General features: G+C 27.4%; 15 protein-coding genes. 3 read left to right on the plus strand and 12 right to left on the minus strand.

Translation table 4 applies throughout. The annotated features are described in order from the left end of the window. Positions 1 to 268 precede the first annotated feature (268 nt). The 3 genes from AC0B4T_RS02170 to AC0B4T_RS02180 form a co-directional block, all read right to left on the minus strand. Positions 269 to 478, minus strand: coding sequence for a hypothetical protein (locus AC0B4T_RS02170; RefSeq protein WP_465102941.1), 210 nt, complete (start codon positions 476 to 478; stop codon positions 269 to 271). Between the two features lie 295 nt (positions 479 to 773). Next, positions 774 to 1478, minus strand: coding sequence for a hypothetical protein (locus tag AC0B4T_RS02175; RefSeq protein WP_465102942.1), 705 nt, complete (start codon positions 1476 to 1478; stop codon positions 774 to 776). A gap of 94 nt (positions 1479 to 1572) precedes the next feature. Further along, complete coding sequence (locus AC0B4T_RS02180) at positions 1573 to 3324, minus strand: S8 family serine peptidase (protein WP_465102943.1); 1752 nt, start codon at positions 3322 to 3324, stop codon at positions 1573 to 1575. Positions 3325 to 3488: 164 nt separating this feature from the next. Here AC0B4T_RS02180 and AC0B4T_RS02185 point away from each other — a divergent pair, with 164 nt between their 5' ends. After that, positions 3489 to 6290, plus strand: coding sequence for an MYPU_1760 family metalloprotease (locus tag AC0B4T_RS02185; RefSeq protein WP_465102944.1), 2802 nt, complete (start codon positions 3489 to 3491; stop codon positions 6288 to 6290). A gap of 54 nt (positions 6291 to 6344) precedes the next feature. On the opposite strand, the gene AC0B4T_RS02190 is transcribed toward AC0B4T_RS02185, so the two are convergent. The 7 genes from AC0B4T_RS02190 to leuS form a co-directional block, all read right to left on the minus strand. Next, complete coding sequence (locus AC0B4T_RS02190; protein ID WP_465102945.1) at positions 6345 to 7133, minus strand: hypothetical protein; 789 nt, start codon at positions 7131 to 7133, stop codon at positions 6345 to 6347. Positions 7134 to 7554: 421 nt separating this feature from the next. Further along, complete coding sequence (locus AC0B4T_RS02195) at positions 7555 to 8739, minus strand: IS30 family transposase (RefSeq protein WP_465102946.1); 1185 nt, start codon at positions 8737 to 8739, stop codon at positions 7555 to 7557. A gap of 265 nt (positions 8740 to 9004) precedes the next feature. Beyond that, a complete protein-coding gene (locus AC0B4T_RS02200) occupies positions 9005 to 9463 on the minus strand; it encodes a hypothetical protein (protein ID WP_465102947.1) in 459 nt (152 codons plus the stop codon). Then, complete coding sequence (gene thrS, locus AC0B4T_RS02205) at positions 9463 to 11208, minus strand: threonine--tRNA ligase (RefSeq protein WP_465102948.1); 1746 nt, start codon at positions 11206 to 11208, stop codon at positions 9463 to 9465. The genes AC0B4T_RS02200 and thrS overlap by 1 nt, the downstream gene beginning before the upstream one ends. Then, the gene (trpS, locus tag AC0B4T_RS02210) at positions 11195 to 12205 is read right to left on the minus strand and encodes a tryptophan--tRNA ligase (protein WP_465102949.1); all 1011 of its coding nucleotides are present in this window, start codon (positions 12203 to 12205) and stop codon (positions 11195 to 11197) included. The genes thrS and trpS overlap by 14 nt, the downstream gene beginning before the upstream one ends. Before the next feature lie 39 nt (positions 12206 to 12244). Next, positions 12245 to 12973: a type III pantothenate kinase gene (locus tag AC0B4T_RS02215; protein WP_465102950.1), complete on the minus strand. Its 729-nt coding sequence runs from the start codon at positions 12971 to 12973 to the stop codon at positions 12245 to 12247. 6 nt (positions 12974 to 12979) lie between these two features. Next, positions 12980 to 15367 carry a leucine--tRNA ligase gene (leuS, locus tag AC0B4T_RS02220; RefSeq protein ID WP_465102951.1) on the minus strand — a complete coding sequence of 796 codons (2388 nt, stop codon included), beginning with the start codon at positions 15365 to 15367 and terminating at the stop codon, positions 12980 to 12982. A gap of 127 nt (positions 15368 to 15494) precedes the next feature. Here leuS and obgE point away from each other — a divergent pair, with 127 nt between their 5' ends. Together obgE and AC0B4T_RS02230 are read left to right on the plus strand one after the other, a co-directional pair. Further along, positions 15495 to 16760, plus strand: coding sequence for a GTPase ObgE (obgE, locus tag AC0B4T_RS02225; protein WP_465102952.1), 1266 nt, complete (start codon positions 15495 to 15497; stop codon positions 16758 to 16760). A gap of 38 nt (positions 16761 to 16798) precedes the next feature. Continuing rightward, on the plus strand, positions 16799 to 18529 hold the full coding sequence (locus AC0B4T_RS02230; protein ID WP_465102953.1) for a GIY-YIG nuclease family protein: 1731 nt from the start codon (positions 16799 to 16801) through the stop codon (positions 18527 to 18529). Positions 18530 to 18629: 100 nt separating this feature from the next. Here AC0B4T_RS02230 and AC0B4T_RS02235 read toward each other — a convergent pair whose 3' ends face one another. Both AC0B4T_RS02235 and AC0B4T_RS02240 read right to left on the minus strand, forming a co-directional pair. Next, positions 18630 to 19496 carry a hypothetical protein gene (locus AC0B4T_RS02235; protein ID WP_465102954.1) on the minus strand — a complete coding sequence of 289 codons (867 nt, stop codon included), beginning with the start codon at positions 19494 to 19496 and terminating at the stop codon, positions 18630 to 18632. Positions 19497 to 19664: 168 nt separating this feature from the next. After that, on the minus strand, positions 19665 to 22121 hold the full coding sequence (locus AC0B4T_RS02240; RefSeq protein ID WP_465102955.1) for a putative immunoglobulin-blocking virulence protein: 2457 nt from the start codon (positions 22119 to 22121) through the stop codon (positions 19665 to 19667). Positions 22122 to 22378 lie beyond the last annotated feature (257 nt).

Here is a 22378-nt window from a genome sequence, read left to right on the forward strand (position 1 = left end):
ATATATATAACTAAAAAGTATAAAAACTTGTAATATTAATTTGACTAGATAAGAATATAAAAATTAAAAGTTAAAAAACCTGACTATAATTAGTCTGGTTTATTAATTTAATATTTTATTACGTTGTAATTAGCTACTTAACTATATTTTTGAAAATAAATACTATGATTTGCAAATTTTGATTAAAACCCAAAAAAGTTTTGCATAAAAGATAATACTAATACATTAATTTTAGATAAACTAACTAATGAATATTAGACACTAAGGTCTAATGCTTATTTTTTTCTGCTTGTAATGCTTCGTTAATATCAACTTCAATATTATTTTCTTTAAAAATTCTGTCGTAGAACATTATTACCGCATCTTTCTCATCCTTTTTTAAAGTATCAATTCAAGAATAATCAAGAACTTTCTTTTTCTTTTTGGTGGCAATTTTGTTTGTCTTAGGTGCATTTTTGCTTTGTTTTTTTATAATCATAATTAAATTATATAGTTTTAATTTATTCTTTTAGTTATTTATTAAATTATTTTTCTAATTTTGTGAAATATACTAAAGTCTGCTTAAGATGTTAAAATTTAATATTTATTATATTGCCTAAATTTTTTTAATTCTTCAGTTTTTTAAATATCATTTAATAATATCTTTCTTTTTAATAAAATATTCGTATGTTAAATCTGGACAGAAAAGTTAACGTGAAAATATCATCGTTTCTGTCCAGATTTATTTTGATAAATATTTATTTTTTTAATTGTGGTTGTGGTTTATTTTAAAATTAATTATATACAAAGTCAATGTCTAACTCTTCTGCATTTTTAGCAGCTGATTTTGGAACAATTAAAAAATAGGTTTTATATCACTCATCATTTCCAAAAGCACCATGTACTCCTCATTTAAAATCATTAGTGAATAAAAATTTACGAACTTTATCATTATACTCAAAATTTATTACAATTTTTTTATTATTTGTATCCAAATTGTAGTCCGAAATATTCCAACCCAATTTTCGGTTATCAGATCAAGCTAATTTAAGACCTAAAAAATTATTTAACATTAATAAATCATGGGACTCAAAATTAATTTTGCTCAATAGTTCTGCATAGTCATTTAAGATAACTGTATCGCTAGTATAATAATTAGGTTGGTTCTTCTTTAATAAGTTGATAAAATCATCTTTGTTTTTAAATAGATAACTATTGCTTTGTATATTTTTTGTTTTTCATTTGGGGAATTTTTTATTATGCAAGTTATCATAAGTTAAGTTATTATAATACTTAAAAACATGATAAAATCCAAAACCAGAACCAGGAGTATAATTATTTATTTCAATATGTTCTAAATAACGTTTATCTTCATCAGCAATCCTATCTTTATCAATCGCAAAAACTTGTGGCGATCCACCTTCTTTTGTAAAAACACTACTATTAGAGTTCCAGAATGCATAATTACGGATTTTAGAATATTCTTCTTGTTTCTTCAAATCATTATAATGTATTAATAAAAGAGTTGTTGGAATACTAAGAATACTTAAAACCAAAAAACAAAACAAAGTATATTTTCAAAGTTTCCTTTTATTAGTTTTCTTTAACATATGTAATTACAGTCTCCACACTATTTCTAGTAGTTTTAGGTATATAAGCTTCTAGTGTGTATCATCCTGAAAAAGGAACAGTAAATTCAACAACTTCAATATTGTTAAATGAAGAATTTGAGGAATCTATGGTTATACCAATTTCATTTTTAACTTTAAAATCAACATCAGTTATATCATTTGTACCATTGTATAAAAATGCTAGCGAAGCTCTGATTTTATCTCCTTTATTAAAGTAAACTTTTCTAGTGTTAGTAACAGGGTTATTTCCTTTTTTAGCATTTGGTAAGACAATTAGAGATTGCAATGCATTTTCAATTTTATCATATTGAGGTATACCGAATCCAGTTTCAACTGTATAAAGATTATTAACACCTTTAGGTTTTCTTGAACCTGTAATAAGTGCAGATTTAAAGATAATTGAGTCTGAACCTAAATCAAAATAACTTTTATATTTTTGTTTTAACATAGCAGCTATACTGGTAACTACCGGAGCTGAAAAGCTAGTTCCAGAATTATCGTAGCCATATTCTATACCCTCATAAATTGTTCTATCAGAGAATCAATAGTCTCCACCAGGCGCGACAACTGATAAATAGTTTTTGTAATTCGCAACTTGACTATAATCAGCACGCTTTTCAGGATTTGTATTTGAAGTGGCTCCTACAACAATACTATTCTTAGATAGAGCAAGAGCACTCATTTCTTTTTGTCTACGATAACCATTGCCAGATGCAACAACATTTATTAACTCAGGGTTGTTAAAAATTAAATTGTCTAAGTAATTATACAATCATTTCATGGTATCATCTGGATCATATGGATATCCCCAACTATTATTTACTAAATTAGTATATTTTAGTAAATAATTGAATTCACTTGAAAGGCCATTTCACTTCATATCAGCTTGAACAGATACTACAGTAACTGTTGGATTAATTCCTTTTGTACCAGCTATTAATTCAGAAACTTGGGTGGCATGTCTCGATGATTTTTCACTATAAAATCATACGTCTCTTCACCAAATACCATTTCCATATTTTCTATTTCAATCAAAAGCTTTTGAATGTGTCTCGGCTACCCCTAGTTCTAAAACACCTACATTTAATTTGTTGTTTATAAAACTATTGAAATGTCTTTCGCGTGTCTTTTTAGTTAGTCCTACAAATGAAAATAAATGATCATTATCAGATTCATTTTTAAAATTTACATAGTTGTATCTGCTTTCAGGTATTTGTAAATTTTCTGCACTATCATTATCAAGTTTGCTTTTTTCAAAATCTTCGTATTGAGTCTTTGTATTAAAATTATAAATATTGTTATAAGTAATTTTATTATCAATAAAATAATTAAGAACTTTATTAATTAAAATGTCCTTATTAATATTTTTTAAATAAGCAATGGATAAAACACCTGCAAATTCTTCATATTTAACTGGTATATCGTTACCAACATTTTCCTTTATAAATTTTATAATCTCAGATTGCTGAACATTGTTTAACTTTGTAAATATTTCTAACCTATTTACACCAAAATTTAACAAACGTTGCTCAGATCCGGTGCTTTGAACTTGTAAAAATTGACTTTCCAAATTTATATTTTGTATCTTTAAATCTTCTGTTATAATGTTATTTAGACTATTTACAGTATCGATTCCATTTATGGCAACCAATGGAATTGCAGATGCTGCTATAGACGAAATAATAAATATTTTTTTAAGTTTTTTTGTGTACATATATAACTCCTAATTCATTAAGTAATACCAATTTTTTGCCTTAAAAACTAAGGCATTTTTATTATACCATTTTTTAGTATTTATAATAAAATTATATATATATATATATATATATATAATAAAAGATATTTATAAACAATAAACATATACTACGGGGAAATATCATGAAATTACGAAAATTTTTATTAGTAACAACTAACTTTGTTACCATTTCCACAATTACTGCTGTTTCGTGTACGGCACCTCTGCCTCAAAAAAGACAATTTACTATTCAAAATGTTAATGAAATTACAGTAACTCAAACTAGTGCTCAATTCACCGCTAAAATTACTGGTCTACAAGGAACAGACCAACTTAATGTAAAAATTAATGATACAGTTCATAATTTTACAGTTTCAAGTTTAAACAAACCAGCTGATAATGAATATAAAATTACTATTACTGGTTTAACTAAAGGTACTACATACGAACTAGATACCATCAAGGTAAACAACGATACATCATTTAATGTCAAACGTCCATTTACAACATTAAACCATGTAGTAGCTACAAATCCACCTATTGAAAATAGAGAACAAGAAGAGCCAGCAAATCCTAATCCACCAAGAGAAGAAAATACACATTCTAACCCAGGGACAAAAGAACCAGTAACAGAAGATCCTAAAACTGTCACGAAGCAACCAGAAGCAGAAAAACCCAACAATAGTACTTATAATAAACCAAGTGGTTCTGATAATTCAGAAAAAGTAGATCAACAACCTACACCCCTACTAAATAGTGGATCTGATGCACAAGAAGGTTCAAAACCAAATGATAATAAATCCGGGAGTAAAACTCAAACTAGTGATAGCGATTCAACTAATACTAATCAAATTGATACTGAAAAAGAAGCAATTAATGAAAATGAACCAACTAGTGACAACACCATTGATAATAATGCATATAAGGGTCAAGAAGAATCGAAGGATCCTTCTAAACCAATACATGAAGCAAAACCACTAGTTCCATTGCATAACTTTTTACCTATTTCAGAAAATGAAGTATTTTTAACTGCTAATATTACTAATGAAGAAAAACAACAATCCTTAGTAAAACTAAATGAAAGTATTTATACGAGCCTTGATAAAGTAGAAGAAAAAATCAGGGGTAAACAACCCTTCCTTGAATATCTTGATCCTGAGACTGAACTTATCTTTCGAGAATATAGTTATACAAATGATGATGGAAAAACATATAATTATCTACTTGGTAAACAAGGTTTGCTAATGTTAGTTCATGAATTTAAACGTAAAATACCTTATGGTCAAGAAATCAAAGATTTACAGGCACTTATCTTAAATGATTATAAAGCTATTGATGAAAATGCCAATGGATTGTACATGCCTGATTCCCGCAGAATCTTCGTGAATGGTTCGGGGGCTCAAAATAAGCAATTTGATTTATATGAAATTATTGGTTTTTTAATGCCAACTATCATCCATGAATACATGCACCACTGAGCAAGTGTTTATGCTGAAATTGGACTAATCGAAGATCCTAAAATAGACGTGAAAAATGAAGTAGCAAAAGATTTAAACAAACGCCAAACAACAGAAATATACTATAATCCTCCACAAAATAATACAAATGATGGACATTCACACGGAGCAAGGCAATTTTGAAATTCGTATTTTACTAGTTATTTTTATAGTTTATTAAATTATGATATAGATAAAAAAGGTTATATTAATCCAGAGATATTGAAAAAGTTTGGTATTCCTGATGAAATAAAAGATTATTTACTTTTCCAAAATTTATCTGTAAATGACCTTTGACGTTTAGCAAATGAATTAGAAACTCCAGATCATTTAAAAAAATATCCAACTTCTGAAACTCCACTGTTCTTTTCGCCTGGCGGATCATTTTACACATATACTCCAAGATTAAAATATACCTTTTCGTTAACTGAATTAGTGCCTCGTGAATACACTAAGTATGCTTATGAATCATACTTTTCTATTAATGATCAAAATAAATCATATATGAATGAAGAAACCAAACCAAATTCAGTGAATTGGTTTGGTGCTTGATATTTCAATATAGATTCTAGTGGTTATGTTTCTGGTTCTTTTTCACCATCAGGTAATGCTGAAGATTGATCCCATACTTATTTAAACAATTTTGATTCACCAATCAGGCAAGGTTGATTTCAAAGCGGTGAAGGTGTTAATCTTTACGATAATTCTCCTAAGTTTAATGCCGCCACTGCTATGCCTAATTCTATATTTGATATTAATAAATTTAGGTATTTAAATGATTTAAATCAAATCACTGAATTACCAGCTGAAAAAACTAAAAATAGAGCTAATGAATTTTATAAATTATTCTTAGAAACCATGGGATATGGTAAAACAATAAGTCAAATTTATACTTATAGTGAAACCTCAAATAGCGAACAAGGCTTAGAAATGACAAGTACTAGATACCCTACATTGCTTAGATTTAGTGGTTTTATTGACTCTAGTAAAAAAGTAGATGGTTTAGTTTTAAAAAGAAATGATCAGATTTATAACCAGGTTAAATTTGACTATAGCAATGCTTTTAACTTTTTTGGTAAGTCTAATTATGATGAAGGTGCTTCTCTTTATGAAATAGCAGATGATCAAAATTTAAAAATTACAAAAGACCGCCAAACTCAAATTAATAAACGTATTTATCCTGATGATGTTGGATATAGTGCAAATTATTTAAGTTATATAACTAAAGAATTTATTAATGTTAAAGATAATTCAACTATCCATTTATGAATTGATAAGGATAATGATGGTAAAGCAACCAATGATGAATTAATTGATCAAGAAATAACTCTCCCAACCCAAAGAGCAGTAACAACTCAAAGGGCTACTAATGCTACTTATAGCAAATTTGAAAAATTCTTAATTCAAAGTGAAAATGGATTAACTACTTTGAAACAAATTAAGCAATAATAGATATTAAAACATTTGCAATTTTAATTGCAAATGTTTTTTATAGAATCACTATTATTTATAATATTTTATAAATTCCTCCCTGTATCATTTATTGAGTTTTCCGTAATATTCATTCGCTTTTTCAAGGGGCGTATTATGGGTAAATTTATTATCAATAAAATAAGTATTTAGCTTAAAATTTTGTTTCTTTGGTAAACTAAAAACTTTTCATGCTTGAGCACTTTTTCTGATGGTATTTACATAACCTGAAAGATTATTAATAAGTAATGTTAATACTACTGAATCTTCAGTTATAAATGGAGCAGCAAGATAGTAAAATGCACCGCTATGATGAGCATATAAAATATAAAGATCATTATTTTCAAGATGTTGATAAATGTTTTTATAATTTAAAAAAGATTTTTCAAATTCAGATATAATTTCTGCATGTGTAGGCTTATAGTTTTCTAGAGTATGTAAATCTTGATATCTTTTTATAATTAGATTCTCAAATTCATCTTTTGTAGATATTTTAATAAGTTTACTTGTATCTTGTGTGCCATAAAGTGGGTTAGTTACATGGTTAAAAAACTTAAATTCATATCCAGATCCATTTTTTTCATCAATTTTTTGTTTATAAGAAGATATTGATGGTACATATAAACTATTAACAGAACCTATGGTGTTTAGTTTTGCTCGAACTTGGCCATGAATTTCATACACTTTATTTTCTAACTCAGTTTTAAACCTGTTATGATCTTCTTGAGTATGGGCTTCAGAATCAATGGATGAACAAGATAAAGAACTAAGAGGAAATGCAATGCCACTGGCTCAAATTAATATTTTTTTGATTTTAGTCATTTCTTACTCCTATTTGTTACAAAAATAAACTTGTAACTATTTTTTATTAAATTTTTATACCTTTATATTTATTTAATACATGTACAAGCACTACTTGCAAGCACATAAATTTATTAAATCTCATAAACATAATTTAATTCTTTATGTATAAATAGTTATTAACTATTATTCAAAACTGCTATATTATAATTTTACTATATAAAAGCCTATAATGGTAAAAAATAATATATATTAATGTTTTTTGGAAAAGTCACTTGCGAGATATTAACAAAATAATTGCGTTTTAATTTTAACATAAATTTTACATAAAAAATGTATGAGAAAACAGAAAACACGAAAGTGTTTTCTCGTCGGTTTTGCTTACTTTTGCCAAAAGTAAGGCCCCTTTGATTGCAATCAAAGGCGGGGGATTAAAAAAATTTTAGGTTATCTTATATTTCCGGACAACTTGCCGATAGTTATTTATTTTTTCCATCATATAATCAATTTCTTGCTGAGAGTATTTATCTAAGCTTTTTCCTTTGGGGATGTAATACCTAATTAAGCGGTGCATATTTTCTATTGAACCTTTTTGTCATGAACTATATGGTTGGCATTTAAATAATCTTTCAGTTGGAATAACCTGGTGCAATAAGACATTTTCACTACCGTTATCTACTGTTAAAGTTTTAATGTCTAAGTTGTGTTTCTTGATTAGTTTGACAAGTGTTTGTTTGATAGCTTTGGAGTTGCGTTTTGAGAGCATAGCATAAGACATTCTGGTTTGCCGTTCAATTATGGTCACAATACAATATGTATCATTGATTTTACCAATAACGGTGTCTAATTCAAAATGACCATGTTCAGAGCGATCATTAATATAAGCTGGACGTTTTGAAATTTCTGTAGCATATTTTAATGTTTTAGGTTTGGTTTGTTTCTTGTTCCTTATGCCATATTTTCCTTCAGATTTTTTAACAATGTGGTCAAAATCAAGGAAATAAGGGTATTTTTTAATTATTTTATAAATTGTACTAGGTGAAGGAGCAAATTCATCAGGGGATAATTTTTTAAAAGAATTCACAAGATAAGTAACTGATTTCTTAACTTCTTTTTGCTGTAAATTCTTTTTATTTCTATTTTTATTGTATGTATTAAGTTCACTATACCAATATTTTCTGTAGGCCTTTCATTTCTCTTTAATTGAATCACTTACAAAAAAGAGTAGCGAAAATGAATAACCTAATAAATGTTCGTATAGCTTGCTAAAATTAAGGGTTTTAACCCGCATTACTCTTTTTGAACACTTAGGACAAACATAGCGATTTTGTTTATCTAAACTAAGTGCTCTGCGATTTGTAATAATTTGGATTTTGCTTTTTATACTTCGAATGTCTCTATCAAAAATCTTGGCTACTTCTTGGATTGAGAAGCCTTCAGAAAGTTCTTGTAAAATATTATAAAGTTGTTCTAGATCGATTTGATCTGATCGTAATTTTCGTTGTGTCCCAAGAGCTCCTTGCATTTTCAAGATAGTGTTGTAATTCTCTTCAATTTTAAAATGTTGATATTTATTTTCTTTTCGATATTTGTCAAAAACACAAATATATTTTTCTAAATTTTTCATATAATTTTAAGGTCTCCTTTATTTTTTTAAAATTTATTAATACAACTATTTTATTACAAGGCAGACAAAAACAATGTCACATGCAAAAAAACTTGCATGTGACATTTCCAATTAATATAATATATATTAATAGTAAGTTTTACGTAAATTATTTTCTTAATATATAAAGCGGCATCATAGATTCATAAAATTTCATAATATTTATTAAACCTATAAATATTTGTATAAAAAATAATCAACAATTAAGTTATTGATTGTTGATTATTTAATTGTTATTTTTACTATATTTTGCTCTTAATTTATTAATATTTTCAAAGGTTGCTAAATATTTTACAAGGCCAAAGATAAAAATATAAATTGCAAAAACTGTAATAATATCATATTTATATCAAGTTCAAATTAGTATCGGTTCTTTGTCAGTGGGTTTGTATAAGGGCATTCAAAATAATGTCATTGTAACGCCAATTATAAAAGCAATAATTTGTAAATAAATAACTTTTAATTTATTGTAGTAAGCGAGTAGAAAACTGCTTACTAAAAAGCCCGCTGTATACAAAAAACTAACCAGAATACGATAAGGAATTTTTAATTCATAACTAGAATTAAAAATTATTTGTCAAGGAATTAATTTGTCACTTATTAATAAAGTAGCAATTGTCATTAAAAAAAAGATAACAAAAAATATTTTATTTAAAAGTTTTTGTTGTTTTGTTTTTTTTAACATTATTTTTTATTTACCTTTAAATCAGTAATATAACCTATAAATTCATTTAATGGGAGCGTAGTTGAATTATCTTTACCATATTCGCGATAGGTTACAGTGTTAGATAATCGTTCCTTTTCACCTAAAATAAGTTGGATTTTTGATTTAGAAATTTGGGCTTCTCTAATTTTTTTATTTAAACGTTCCGCAGATAAATTTACTTTTGACCTAAATCCAAGGCTAAAGAGTTTAGTATTAATTAACTTAGCATAGTGAACATCTTCATCAAAGTTTGTAGCTGGAATTATCGTAATTTGCTTTGGTGCAAGCCAAAATGGTAATACACCTTTAGTTTGTTCTAATAAAATAGCAACAAATCTTTCATAAGTTCCAATTAAGCCACGATGAATTAATACTGGTGTTTCTTCTTCATTATTTTTATTTATAAAACTCATGGCGAATTTTTTAGGTAATAAAAAGTCTAGTTGTAAGGTTGAAACTGTAATTTCATGTCCTAAGGCAGTATAAATTTGAATATCCATTTTAGGACCATAAAAAGCTGCTTCACCTAATTTTGCTTCATATTTTACATTTAATTCATCTAATACATTGCGAAGTTGTGTTTCAGCTTCATTTCACATCATCTCATCATCATAATACTTATCTTTATTTTCCGGATCTCTTAATGATAAAGAAACATAACTAATTTGGATGTTAAAAGATTCTAAAGTTTCTTTAATAAGTTGATACATTGATTTAAATTCTTCAGAAATTTGCTCTTTTCGTACAAATAAGTGCCCTTCAGTCAACAGCATACCACGCACTCTTTCAAGACCAGTTAAAGCACCTGATTTTTCATAGCGATATAGTTGAGATTGCTCAGAGTAACGAATTGGTAAATCACGGTATGAACGCTTTTCACTTTTATAACATAAAATATGGTGTGGGCATGTCATTGGACGAGGAATTAACCTTTCATTTTCAACCACAATAGGTTTAAACATATCATCTTTATAATGAGCTAAATGACCTGAAATTTGGTAAAGCTCTTCTTCTCCAAAATGAGGTGTTAAAACTTCAGTAAAACCATATTCACGATCTTTTTGTAATACTAGGTTTTTAATTTCATTATGAATGTACATTCCATCTTCTAACCAAAAAGGTAAACCTTGTCCACCTAACTTATTAAAGGTAAATAATTTCATTTCTTTACCAATTTTACGGTGATCTCGTTCCTTGCGATCTTTTAAAATTGCTAAAAATTCTTCTAATTCAGCATTTGATTCTCAAGAAGTTCCATAAATTCTAGTTAATTGAATATTATCAGAATTACCACGTCAATATGCTCCAGCTAAATGAAGTAATTTAAAATGTTTAATATGTTTGGTATCTTGAACATGATCCCCAGCACACAGATCTGTGAAAATAACTTCATTATTTTGAGGATCTACTAGTGAATAAAAAGTAATGGTTTTATTTTGCTTTACTAATTCATCATATAATTCTTTTTTATATGGTTTATTTTCAAAACTATATTCATCAATGCTTACTTGCCTCATAACTAAATTACGTGAAGCAAGTTTTTTCATTAATTTTTCAATTTTAGTTAGTTCTGTATCACTAAGTGGATCAATAAATTCAAAATCGTAGTAAAAACCTTCTTCCGTTGCTGGTCCAAATCCCAGTTTTACGCCAGGATATAATATTTCAATAGCAGCAGCTAGTAAATGTGATGTAGTATGGTTTAATTGTTTATTTGCTTTCATCTTCACCTCCGTAAAGTCCAATTTTGTTTTGTAAATTATTTATAGTTTGTTTTGCAATTTTTTGAGCTTTTAAAGCTCCTAATTTAGTAATATGGTTAACTTGTTGTAAATAAATTTGGTATTTGCTTTGAATTTGGCTTAATAAATCTTTAACACTTTGGGCAACTGCTTCTTTAAAGTCTTTGTAATTAGCATCTTTAAATTTCTCTTCAGCTTCTGCTAAAGATAAATCATTAAGTGAAGCATAAATATTTAATAAATTTAAAATACCTGGTTTAGCTTCCGAAATATAGATCTTATTTTCTGAATCAGTAACAGATTTTAAAATTTTATTATAAGCACTTTGGGGATCTTCTAATAAATAAATAGTTGATTTAGTGCCCCTTTCACTTTTTGACATTTTTGCATTTGGGTCAGTTAAAGATTTAATTTTAGCACCAATTTTAGGTAAAATTGCTTGAGGAATTTTTAGGTTCGTTTTGTAATTCTTGTTCAATCTTTGTGCAATATTTCGGGTCAATTCTAAATGCTGAATTTGATCTTCTCCAACTGGTACAACATCAGGATTATACAGTAAGATATCAGCAGCCATTAAAACTGGGTATGTTAATAAACCAGTTGGGATTTTTTCAGTACCATTAGCTTGCTTTAATTTTGAGGCTTGATCTTTAAATTGTGTCATACGCTTTAATTCACCTAAAGTAGTTTCAGAGCTACATAACCATTGCATTTGAGCATGTTCTAAAATTTGTGATTGGTAAAAAATTGCATTTTTTTCATAATCTAGGCCACAAGCTGCATATAAAGCGACTATGGCTTCTCGAGCGCCCTTTAATTCATTAGTGTTAACTTTACCAGTTGTTAAAGCATGTAAATCAGCAACAAAGATGTAGGATTCGTACTCATTTTGCAATTTTAGAAAGTTTTTAATAGCCCCAATATAGTTACCTAATGTTAGGGATCCAGTTGGCTTAATACCACTTACTAATCGTTTCATAATCCTCCATATTAAAAAGTTTTTTAATAATAAAATATTTTAAGTATATTTTGAAGCAATTAAAATCATTGCTTCAATTACACTATGTAAAATAATATTGGTTAAGTTGAATTTTTGAAAATATTTTAAATCACCACCAGTATAAAAAACTGGCGAATTTATTCTATTTATATCATTTATCAAACCGATAATACCGTAATAATTACCATTAATTATACCAATTGATAATGCATCTTTAGTATTAGTAGCTAATGATTTTGCTATTTGATAATTTAAATCTTGCTTATTTATTAATGAAATATTTTCAAAGAATGATTTTACACCTTGCTTAATACCCGGAAGTAAGATTACTCCTTCAAGAGTTTTATCAATAATTTGGGTAATAACAGTTGCGCTGCCAAGGGAAACTAAAATAGCAGATTGATACTTATTGGCAATTAAATAAGTATTTAATAAAATATTAATTCCTACTTCTTTAAATTTAATTAAAGGGTTTAATTCTAAAGTAAGGTTTTTAAATATAAATTGATGGTTAATTAACTGAATCTTAATTTTTAGTCTTGTTATAATGTTTATTAATTTATTTGTATATTTTAAATTTACACTACATAATCATGCTTTTTTTATTTTATGACTAAAATTATCCAAGATTTCTTTAATTAATTTATATGAAATTAATTTAACATTTAAAACCTTTACAATTGTTTTATTATCTTGTGTTTGAAAACCTATTTTTAAAGCTGTATTACCTAAATCTAAATAAATCATTATTGATTAAACATTAAAAATGATAATTTTGCCCTTAATAAATTCTTTATGTTTAATTTCTTTGCCTTCTATAAATTTTTGTACATTTGGATGGTTTTGAGCTAAAGCAATAATTTGCTGATCATCTATATCCGCAGTTTTTTCAATAATAGCTCGAACTTTTCCATTAACTTGCACAACTACTTTAACTATTGATTCTTTGATTAGTGATTGATTATATAAAGGCCAAATTTGGTCTTTTATTTGTTTTTTGTCTAAAAGTTCTAATAATTCTTCAGAAATATGTGGAGCTAGTGTCGAAAGCATAATCAAGAAATCAACTAAAGGTTGAAGGTTATTTAATTTTGTTACTTTATATAAAGCATTAATAAAGACCATAAGTTTACTAATTGCAATATTAAATTTTAATTGATCGATTGCTTCGGTTACTTCTTTAATTGTTGCTTGTCATACTGAATTAAATTCTTTATCTTCATATGAATCATCAATTAAAGTATGATTTAAAGCAAATTTTTCAATAATCACAAAAACACGGTCTAACCACTTACGAATACCTTTAATTGAACTCACACTTCATTCTTTCGTATCAGTTAATGGGCCCATAAACATTTCATAAACCCGTAAAGTGTCAGCACCATATTCATTAACAATATCATCCGGGTTAATGACATTACCCCTACTTTTAGACATTTTTTGCCCATCAGGTCCCAAAATCATTCCTTGATTAACTACCTTCATAAAAGGCTCAGATACTGGCAAAATATTTATATCATATAAAAATTTATGTCAAAATCTAGAATAGATTAAGTGCCCAACAGCATGTTCTTGTCCGCCGATATATAAATCAACGGGAAGCCATTTTTGAAATCTTTGATATGCTTCTTTACTTTGGATATCTAAATATGTTCCATCTGAATTTTTTAAAATATAGGCTAAGAAATATCATGAACTACCTGCCCATTGCGGCATGGTATTTGTTTCTCTGCGATATTTTTTACCATTACGTTCAAAATATAACCATTCTCTATTATTAGCAAGTGGTGATTCACCAGTTAGTGATGGTTTAATATTTTCCATATATGGCAATTCAACAATATTTTCTTCTAAGTAAATATTGTTATCTTCATCAAAGTAAACTGGAAAAGGTTCTCCTCAATATCTTTGACGAGAGAAAATTCAATCCCTTAGTTTATATGATATTTGACTTTGTGCTAAGTTTTGTTCTTTTAATAAATTAAAAACTAAAATTGTCCGTTCTTGTTTAGATTGCTTTTCAAAATTAACTAAATCAGTTATGCCAAAGTTTTTAGTTGGAAGAATCAAAGATACAGCTAAGTTATATTTAGTAGCAAATTCTTGATCGCGTTCATCTTCGGCTGGAACACCCATAATTGCCCCAGTTCCATAAGTATTTAAAACATAATTAGATGTTCAAATTGGTAAAACTTCCTGAGTAATTGGATGAATGACATTTAAACCAGTGTATACACCTACTTTTTCTTTATTATTTGAAATCCTGTCTCGATCACTAATTGTTTTAGAATATTCTAAGAATTCATTTACTTCTTTTTGGTTTTTAGCTCTCTTAATAATATCATGTTCGGGCGCAACAATTAAAAAACCTACTCCAAAAATTGTATCAATTCTTGTGGTAAAAACTTCAATAAAATCATCTGCATTTTCTAATTTGAATTTAACAATATGTCCGACAGATTTTCCAATTCAGTTTTCTTGTAATGTTTTTAGTGATTCTGAAAAATCAACATCTTTTAATCCTTCTAAAAGTTTTTCAGCATATGCAGTGATTTTTAAGACTCATTGTCTCATTGGTTTGCGAATAACTGGGAAATTACCTCTCTCACTAACTCGTTGACCATTTTCATCAGTTATAACTTCTTCATTAGCTAAAACAGTCCCAAGTTCTTCGCACCAGTTAACATCAATTTCTTTAATTTCGGCAAGGCCTTGTTCGTATAACTTTTTAAAAATTCATTGTGTTCATTGGTAATATTTTGGATCAGTCGTATCAATTTCTTTATCTCAGTCAAATGACATTCCAAGACTTCTAAGTTGCTTTTTAAAAGTTTTAATATTATCTTGTGTAAAACTTGCTGGATGGTTACCAGTTTTTAAGGCATATTGCTCAGCGGGTAAACCAAAGGCATCTCACCCAATTGGATGAAGCACATCAAAACCATTTAAACGTTTATAACGAGCTACAATATCAGTAGCTGTATAACCTTCAGGGTGACCAACATGCAGGCCTGCTGCTGAAGGATATGGAAACATATCTAAAGCATAAAATTTCTTATCATGATTATTTGTTGTTTTGAAAGCTTGAGTTTTTTCTCAAATTTCTTGCCATTTTTGTTCAACTTCTTTGTGTTTATACATAGTTAACTAATTATAACCTAAAAATACTATATATATAATATATAACTTAAATAATATATAATATGATATTATATTTATAATTAAATAAATTAACAAAGTTGATATCATATTATGTAAGGAGAAGCAAATGGCAAGATTTATTGATGAAATAACAATTTCATTACAAGGCGGTAAAGGCGGAAATGGAATGATTTCTTTCCGCCGCGAAGCCCACGTAGATAAAGGTGGTCCTGATGGGGGTGATGGAGGCCGTGGTGGTCATATTTATTTTGTAGGAGACCATGGAAAAAATACTTTACTAAGTTTTTATAAAAATAAACATATTAAAGCAGAAGATGGTGTTAATGGAGGCCCTAAAAACTTGTATGGAGCTAATGCTAAAGATACCTACATTAAAGTTCCAATTGGAACTTTAGTATATAATGGTGAAAAATTAATTGCCGACGTAATTGAGGCAAATACACCATATTTAGTAGCAAATGGCGGAAAAGGGGGACGGGGTAATAATAAATTCAAAACAGCCAAAAACACCGCACCTAAAATAGCTGAAAATGGCATGCCCGGGGAAAAATATGAGGCTAAAATAGTTTTAAAAATTTTATCTGATGTTGGGTTAGTTGGTAAACCTTCTGCTGGTAAATCAACTTTTTTAAATGCAATTTCTAATGCAAATGCAAAAGTAGCTGAATATGAATTTACTACCTTAGTTCCTCAACTTGGAATGGTTAAATATCACGATGATTCATTTACAATTGCTGATTTACCAGGGCTTATTAAAGGTGCTTCACTAGGAAAAGGTTTAGGAATACAATTTTTAAAACATATCGAAAGATGTCGAATTATTGCTCATATTATTGATTTTGGATCAGTTGATAAAGATCCTGTCATTGATTATCAAACAATTAATAATGAACTTAGTTCTTATAATTTCAAACTGGAAGAAAAACCTCAAATTATAATTGCAAATAAATCTGATATGGAGGTTTTTCAAGATAATATTGCCAAATTTAAACAAACATACCCAGATATAGAAATCATTGAAATTTCAGCTATTTTTAGGCAAAACCTTGAAATGGTTAAAGCTAAATTAGCAAATTTAGTTAAGCATTATTCTCTCGCAACTATCGAAAAAAAAGAAGAAAAAATTAAAGTTATTGAATATGAACCAGATTTTAAAATCGCAAGCCCTTATAAGGGACATTTTATAATAAGCGGTAAAAAAGTTGAAGAGTTATATAATAAAATTCCAATTAATACTTATGATAATTTAGTTCGTTTTAATAATATTCTTAAAAAAATGGGTGTTTGAGATGAATTAATTAAAAGAGATATAACCCCGGGTGATACTGTATCAATTTACGGGTTTGAATTTGAATGAGAAAATGAATCATAAAAAACAAAGCTATGCTTTGTTTTTTGTATAATTTTATTATGAATGATTTTTCTTTAGAATTACATGAGAAAGTGAATAATGCAGCAAATAAACCAGGAATTTATTTATGAAAAGATATAACTGGTAATATTATTTATATTGGAAAAGCAAAAAACATTAAAAAAAGATTAAAACAATATTTACAAGGATCGGAGAATTCATATAAAACTACCAAAATGTTTCAAGAATTAGCAGACTTTGAAATCGTTTATACTCTTAATGAGCGTGATGCATTACATCTTGAAGAGAAAATGATTAAAGAGTATAAACCAAAATATAACATTAAGCTTGTAAATTCGCAAAAAAATCCTTATATTAAAATAAGTATTAATAAAAAGAATTTAATTAATTTTAGTTTTAGTTCAAAAGTATTTAAAAATAATGATCCTGATACAAATTATTATTTTGGACCTTTATTTTATAATGATGATCATAAAAACTTTATTAACGCACTTAAGAGCATTTATACCTATAAAAACGGATTTTTGATTACTAGCCAAAGTTTAGAAGAAGCCAAAAATATATTCAACGAAATAAAAAGTATTTTTGAATTTAAAAATAATAATTTTAATCAAAAATTACAAGAATTAGAAAATGAGATTGCATCTAAATTAGATTTTCAAAATGCATTAATGTATAAAAAAGCGCAAGATTTTTTAATTAAAACAAAAATGCCTCAGGTTACAGAAATTCATAAAATTAGTTTAATTGATTATATTTATGTTAAACAAATTAATCAATTAATATTTGTAGCTCTCAAAACATATAATTATGGGATAGTCACAAATATAAGTATTAAATATTATGAATTTAATGGATTGTTACAAGAATTTTTAGAATACTTTTTAAATAATTATTATAAAGATAAAATTATCCCTAAAAAACTTTACTTAAATAATGAATTAGAATCTTTAGACTTAATTATAAATAATGAAATACAAAAAATAATTAGTTATCCAAAAGTTGGCATAAATCAAAAAATTTTAGATAATTTAAGAGATAATATTGAAGAAAAATATCAATCGTTAGGTTTAAATATAAATGAAAATATTTTACAAGAATTAAGCCTTAAGTTAGGTTATCAAGATTTAATTCAAAATATTTATATCTTTGATAATTCATTTGAAAAATCAAAAGATGGAGTGGGTGTTGTATTATGTTTTAACTTAAAATCTAGCTCAAAACCCAAAGTTTTTAAATGATCTTTAGAAAAAGATATTCAAAAATTTAGTACTGAAGATGATTTAAAATATATGTATTTAAATACACTTCAATTTTTAAAAGTAAATCAAGATAAAATTAATCAAAATGATCTTTTTGTTGCTGATGGAGCGATTAGTCAAATTAACGAAATTAAAGAAGCTTTAAAAAATTATAATTTTAACAATAAGGTAATTGGTTTAGTTAAAAACCAAAAGCATCAAACAAGTAAAGTTATTAATGATCAAAATATAACTTTAGATTTATCAATTAGTACTTTCAATTTTTTAAGCAATATTCAGTTCTTAGTAGATAAAAAAGCAAAAGAATATTTAAATAAAACACGTAACAACAAAATTAGCAATTCACTACTCTTGCAAATACCTGGAATTGGTAAAAATATAGAAAATAAATTACTGCAAGCATTTTCTAATATCAAAAAAATAAAAAATGCACCAATATTAGAAATAGCCAATGTTGTTGGAAATAAGTTAGCATTAAAAATAAAAGAATATTTTGAAAATAAATAATATCTACTATAAGAAAGTAAAAGAAAAACAATAATCAGATACTTCTGAATATTGTTATGTCTATTTGCTCCAATCGTTCAATTTTCTTATTACTAAGATATTATTCATATTCAAAATTAATATTTAAATCATCAACATGTTGAATGTTTGTTTTATCAATAATTAAAAAATAAGTTTTAAACCAATCGTCAGCACCAACTAATGCATTTGAACCTAATTTTTTATCTGAATGAAATAAGAAGAATCGATAACTATTATTAAAATTGAATTTAATATTAAGTTGGTGTACCGCCTTATCAAAAGTAAAACTTTTGATATTTAAACCTTTTTCTCTGTTATCTGATTCTGAAATTTTTTTATATAAATAATTATTTAAAATTACAATGTCTTGTGTATCAAAATTAACTTTATCTAATAAGTCAATATGTTCTTGAATTATTTTTTCTTTATTTTGGTATTTTCTTGGATTATGTTTTTGTAGTAACTGAATAAATTGATCTTGATTTTTTATTAAATAGCTTGTTCGTTTTAACTTATCAGTTTGTCATTTTAGTTTATTTACACTATCATAATTAATATTGTTAAAATATTTATATGCAATGTCACTAGAAAGATAATTAAATTCGTTTTCTTGACTATTTTCTTTTCATCTAGAATAACTATCCTTATCCTTATCTAGGATTTTATCTTCATCTATAACAAATAGTCTTGGACTTACTCCTTCTTTGGTCCAAGCATTTTTATCATTGTTTCAATAGGTGTGCTCAGAAATTAAACGAGATTTTTCAATTGTTTTAACTTCATAAAAGTAAGCTCCAAGCAAAGATGCAGGTAAAATAGCTAGGACAAAAGTTACCAAAAAATACTTTATAAACTTTTTTTTCTTAGTTTTGTTTCACTTATGTGATTGCAACATGTTCCATTTTATAAATTTAATAGAATTTTTATGAAATTTTTTTATGTTCATGAACATACTCCTTTTAAATATTCTTTACATAATAAATGAAATAACTTAATTTGCCTTGCGTAATATATAAGACATTTTTATTATATCATTTTTTGAATATTTAAATTAAATCTTATATATAATAAAAAATATCTGGAAATATTTCCAGATATTTTAGATCTTTGTTTACTAAATTACTTCATATTGATCATCTTCAGTTTCGAAGCGGGCATTAAAGCCAGCACCTTTAAGTGCTTGAAGAATTTTATTTTGTCCTGTTTCAACAATAATTTCTGTGTTTGAGTTAAATGTTCCATCGCTTCAATTGATTAATGTACGTAAGTTAGCGATACCAGCTCCAGTTAATGTATCACCATTAGTTTTATCAAGTGAGAAGAATTTAATTTTCTTAGTACTTTTACCATTACTAAAGAAGATTTTTGAGCGATCGTCAGGAGTTTGTGGGCCTTCAGTAATTAAAATCTCACTAAATTGAGCCACGTTCATTTCGGCAGCTGATACTTCTCAAGTATCAGAATTATTGTATAGTTTAATGCGTTTTAATCTACGTTTTGAGGAATTATTCCCTAAAATATCGTGAAACTGCATTCCTGCTAAGGTTTTAACGCTTGGTGCATAGCTAAAATCTACACCAAGAGGCCATGAGTTTCCATCTCTTCCAGAATCAGGCTTTGTTCCACTACCTCAACCACCTTGGAAAATTCGTTCATTGTTTCTGGTTCAATATGCCATTCTTAAGCCTAAGTTAACTTTTTTAAGGTCATAATCACCTTTTTCATTTTTAACATCTTCTTCATCAAATGATAAATTATCAAAGGTAATACGAGTATAAATTCTTTCTTGACTATTTAAGTATGCTCAATTAACATTGTAATCATTCATATTTACTCAAGCAACTTTATTTAAAGCTCAAGGGTTGATTGCTCAATCGTTAGCATTACCATTTAATTTTTGGTCCGTATACATTGCGAGCTCATCAATTTCTTTATCTTTAATAAACCTAATTGCAGAAGTATTCTTAGATGCAAAGAATAATTCTAATAAAGGTAATTTTGTCGGTAAAGCAGCAAAAATTTTATCCATATTTTGATCTGCACCTACTAAACCAATATTTTTGAAACGATATCCAGTAATTTCATAACCATCTTTTTTTAGTCTCTCAATTAAAGCAAGTGCATTTTGGTAAGCTTTTGGTTGTTCAACATCAATTTCAACAACGGTCGCTTCTGTACGGTTAACACCTTGAATTTCCTCACGTCTTGTATATTTAGTAATTGTGATACCGTGAAAACCACCTATTAAATCACCATATCCTTTGTTAATAAATTCTTGATTTAAAATACGATCATCTCAATTGTAATATTTACCACGTTTAATATCATCGGAATTTCTGGTTGGCCATTGCGAATTATTACCTAATACTTTCTTAAATTTATTATCTTCAGTATAACGACGTTGCACATTATTAATTGGTGGGCTAAAAGTATATGATTCTCATTCGCCTTTTTCATTTACTCAAGTTTGGGTGTATTCCTCTGGAATAACAAAACCATTTTGTAATTGACGCTGCACTTCTGCACTAACTTTAGTGATTTTGCTTTGGTCAATATGCATTAATAAAAGTAATCTACCATAAGGAACACGAATTTTATCATTTGATCTATATGGTTTTCATTCAACTATTTTTGGATCATCTCACCATCTGTCAAAGTTAGCAAAACCAGTTTGATCAACAAAAGTTCTTAATAATTCTTTATTTTGCAATAATCTTTCATAACGTGCTCATAAGTTACCTAATTGCTCAGGTGCTCCACCATCTCCAGCTAAGTATGCATTTAAATTTTCAATGTCTTGATTTTCATCATGGAATAAATCATAATAACCAACACCCTTATTCTGAAAAATATAATCATTTTTCTTAGCTCCTCTTGCAGCAATAACACCACTAAGGCGAATGTTTTCTTCAGTTAAAGCACCAGTAATTGATACAATCTCTTCAAATTCATTTTGGTATGGAATACGGTTGGCAATTCCATTATTTATATCATATTTTTCATCCTTAGGCGGATTTAAAACATCAATTTCGGCAAGATATTTAATTCCACCTTGGTTAATTTCTCTTTTTTCTCTACGTTGTACTCTTTGATATTCAGGCTCAGGTTTAGGTTCTGGTTCAACTTTAATTGGTTGAGTTGGCACAGGAGCCTCAGGAGGAGCCGGAACTGGTTCTTCAACTGGAGGAACTGGGGCAGGCACTGGCACAACATCATCCTCAATTTTTGGAGGATCTTCAGGTTTTGTCTCTTCTTTAATTTCTTCTTTAGGATCTTCAATAATCTTTGGAGGATCTTGAACAATTATAACTGGTTTGTCAATTTCTAAAGGTGGACTTGGTTTAATTTCTTCTGGTTTGCGATCTAAATTATCATCAAAAGCATTTGGGAGTGAATTCTTTGGATCAGCTTTATCGTTATCTAAAAAAGTATTAACTCCTTGTTGGATGTTATACTTGTATCTATTTTGAGCATCAATTTGTAATGATTGAATAGTTGTAAAAATAGTAGTTGCTCCAAGAGCTCCAGATACAACTAATAAACCTATTTTATGTTTTCTTCTAAACTTCATATACTTCCTTTACTTATATAAATATTTATACATTATTTTCTTTTATTTACTTCTCATTATATTATACCAGAATAATATATATATATATATATTATATTAATTTTAAAATTTTGTTTTTTGGAAAAGTCACTTGCGAGATATTAACAAAATAATTGCGTTTTAATTTTAACATAAATTTTACATAAAAAATGTATGAGAAAACAGAAAACACGAAAGTGTTTTCTCGTCGGTTTTGCTTACTTTTGCCAAAAGTAAGG

Source organism: Mycoplasma sp. 10961, from assembly GCF_055523525.1.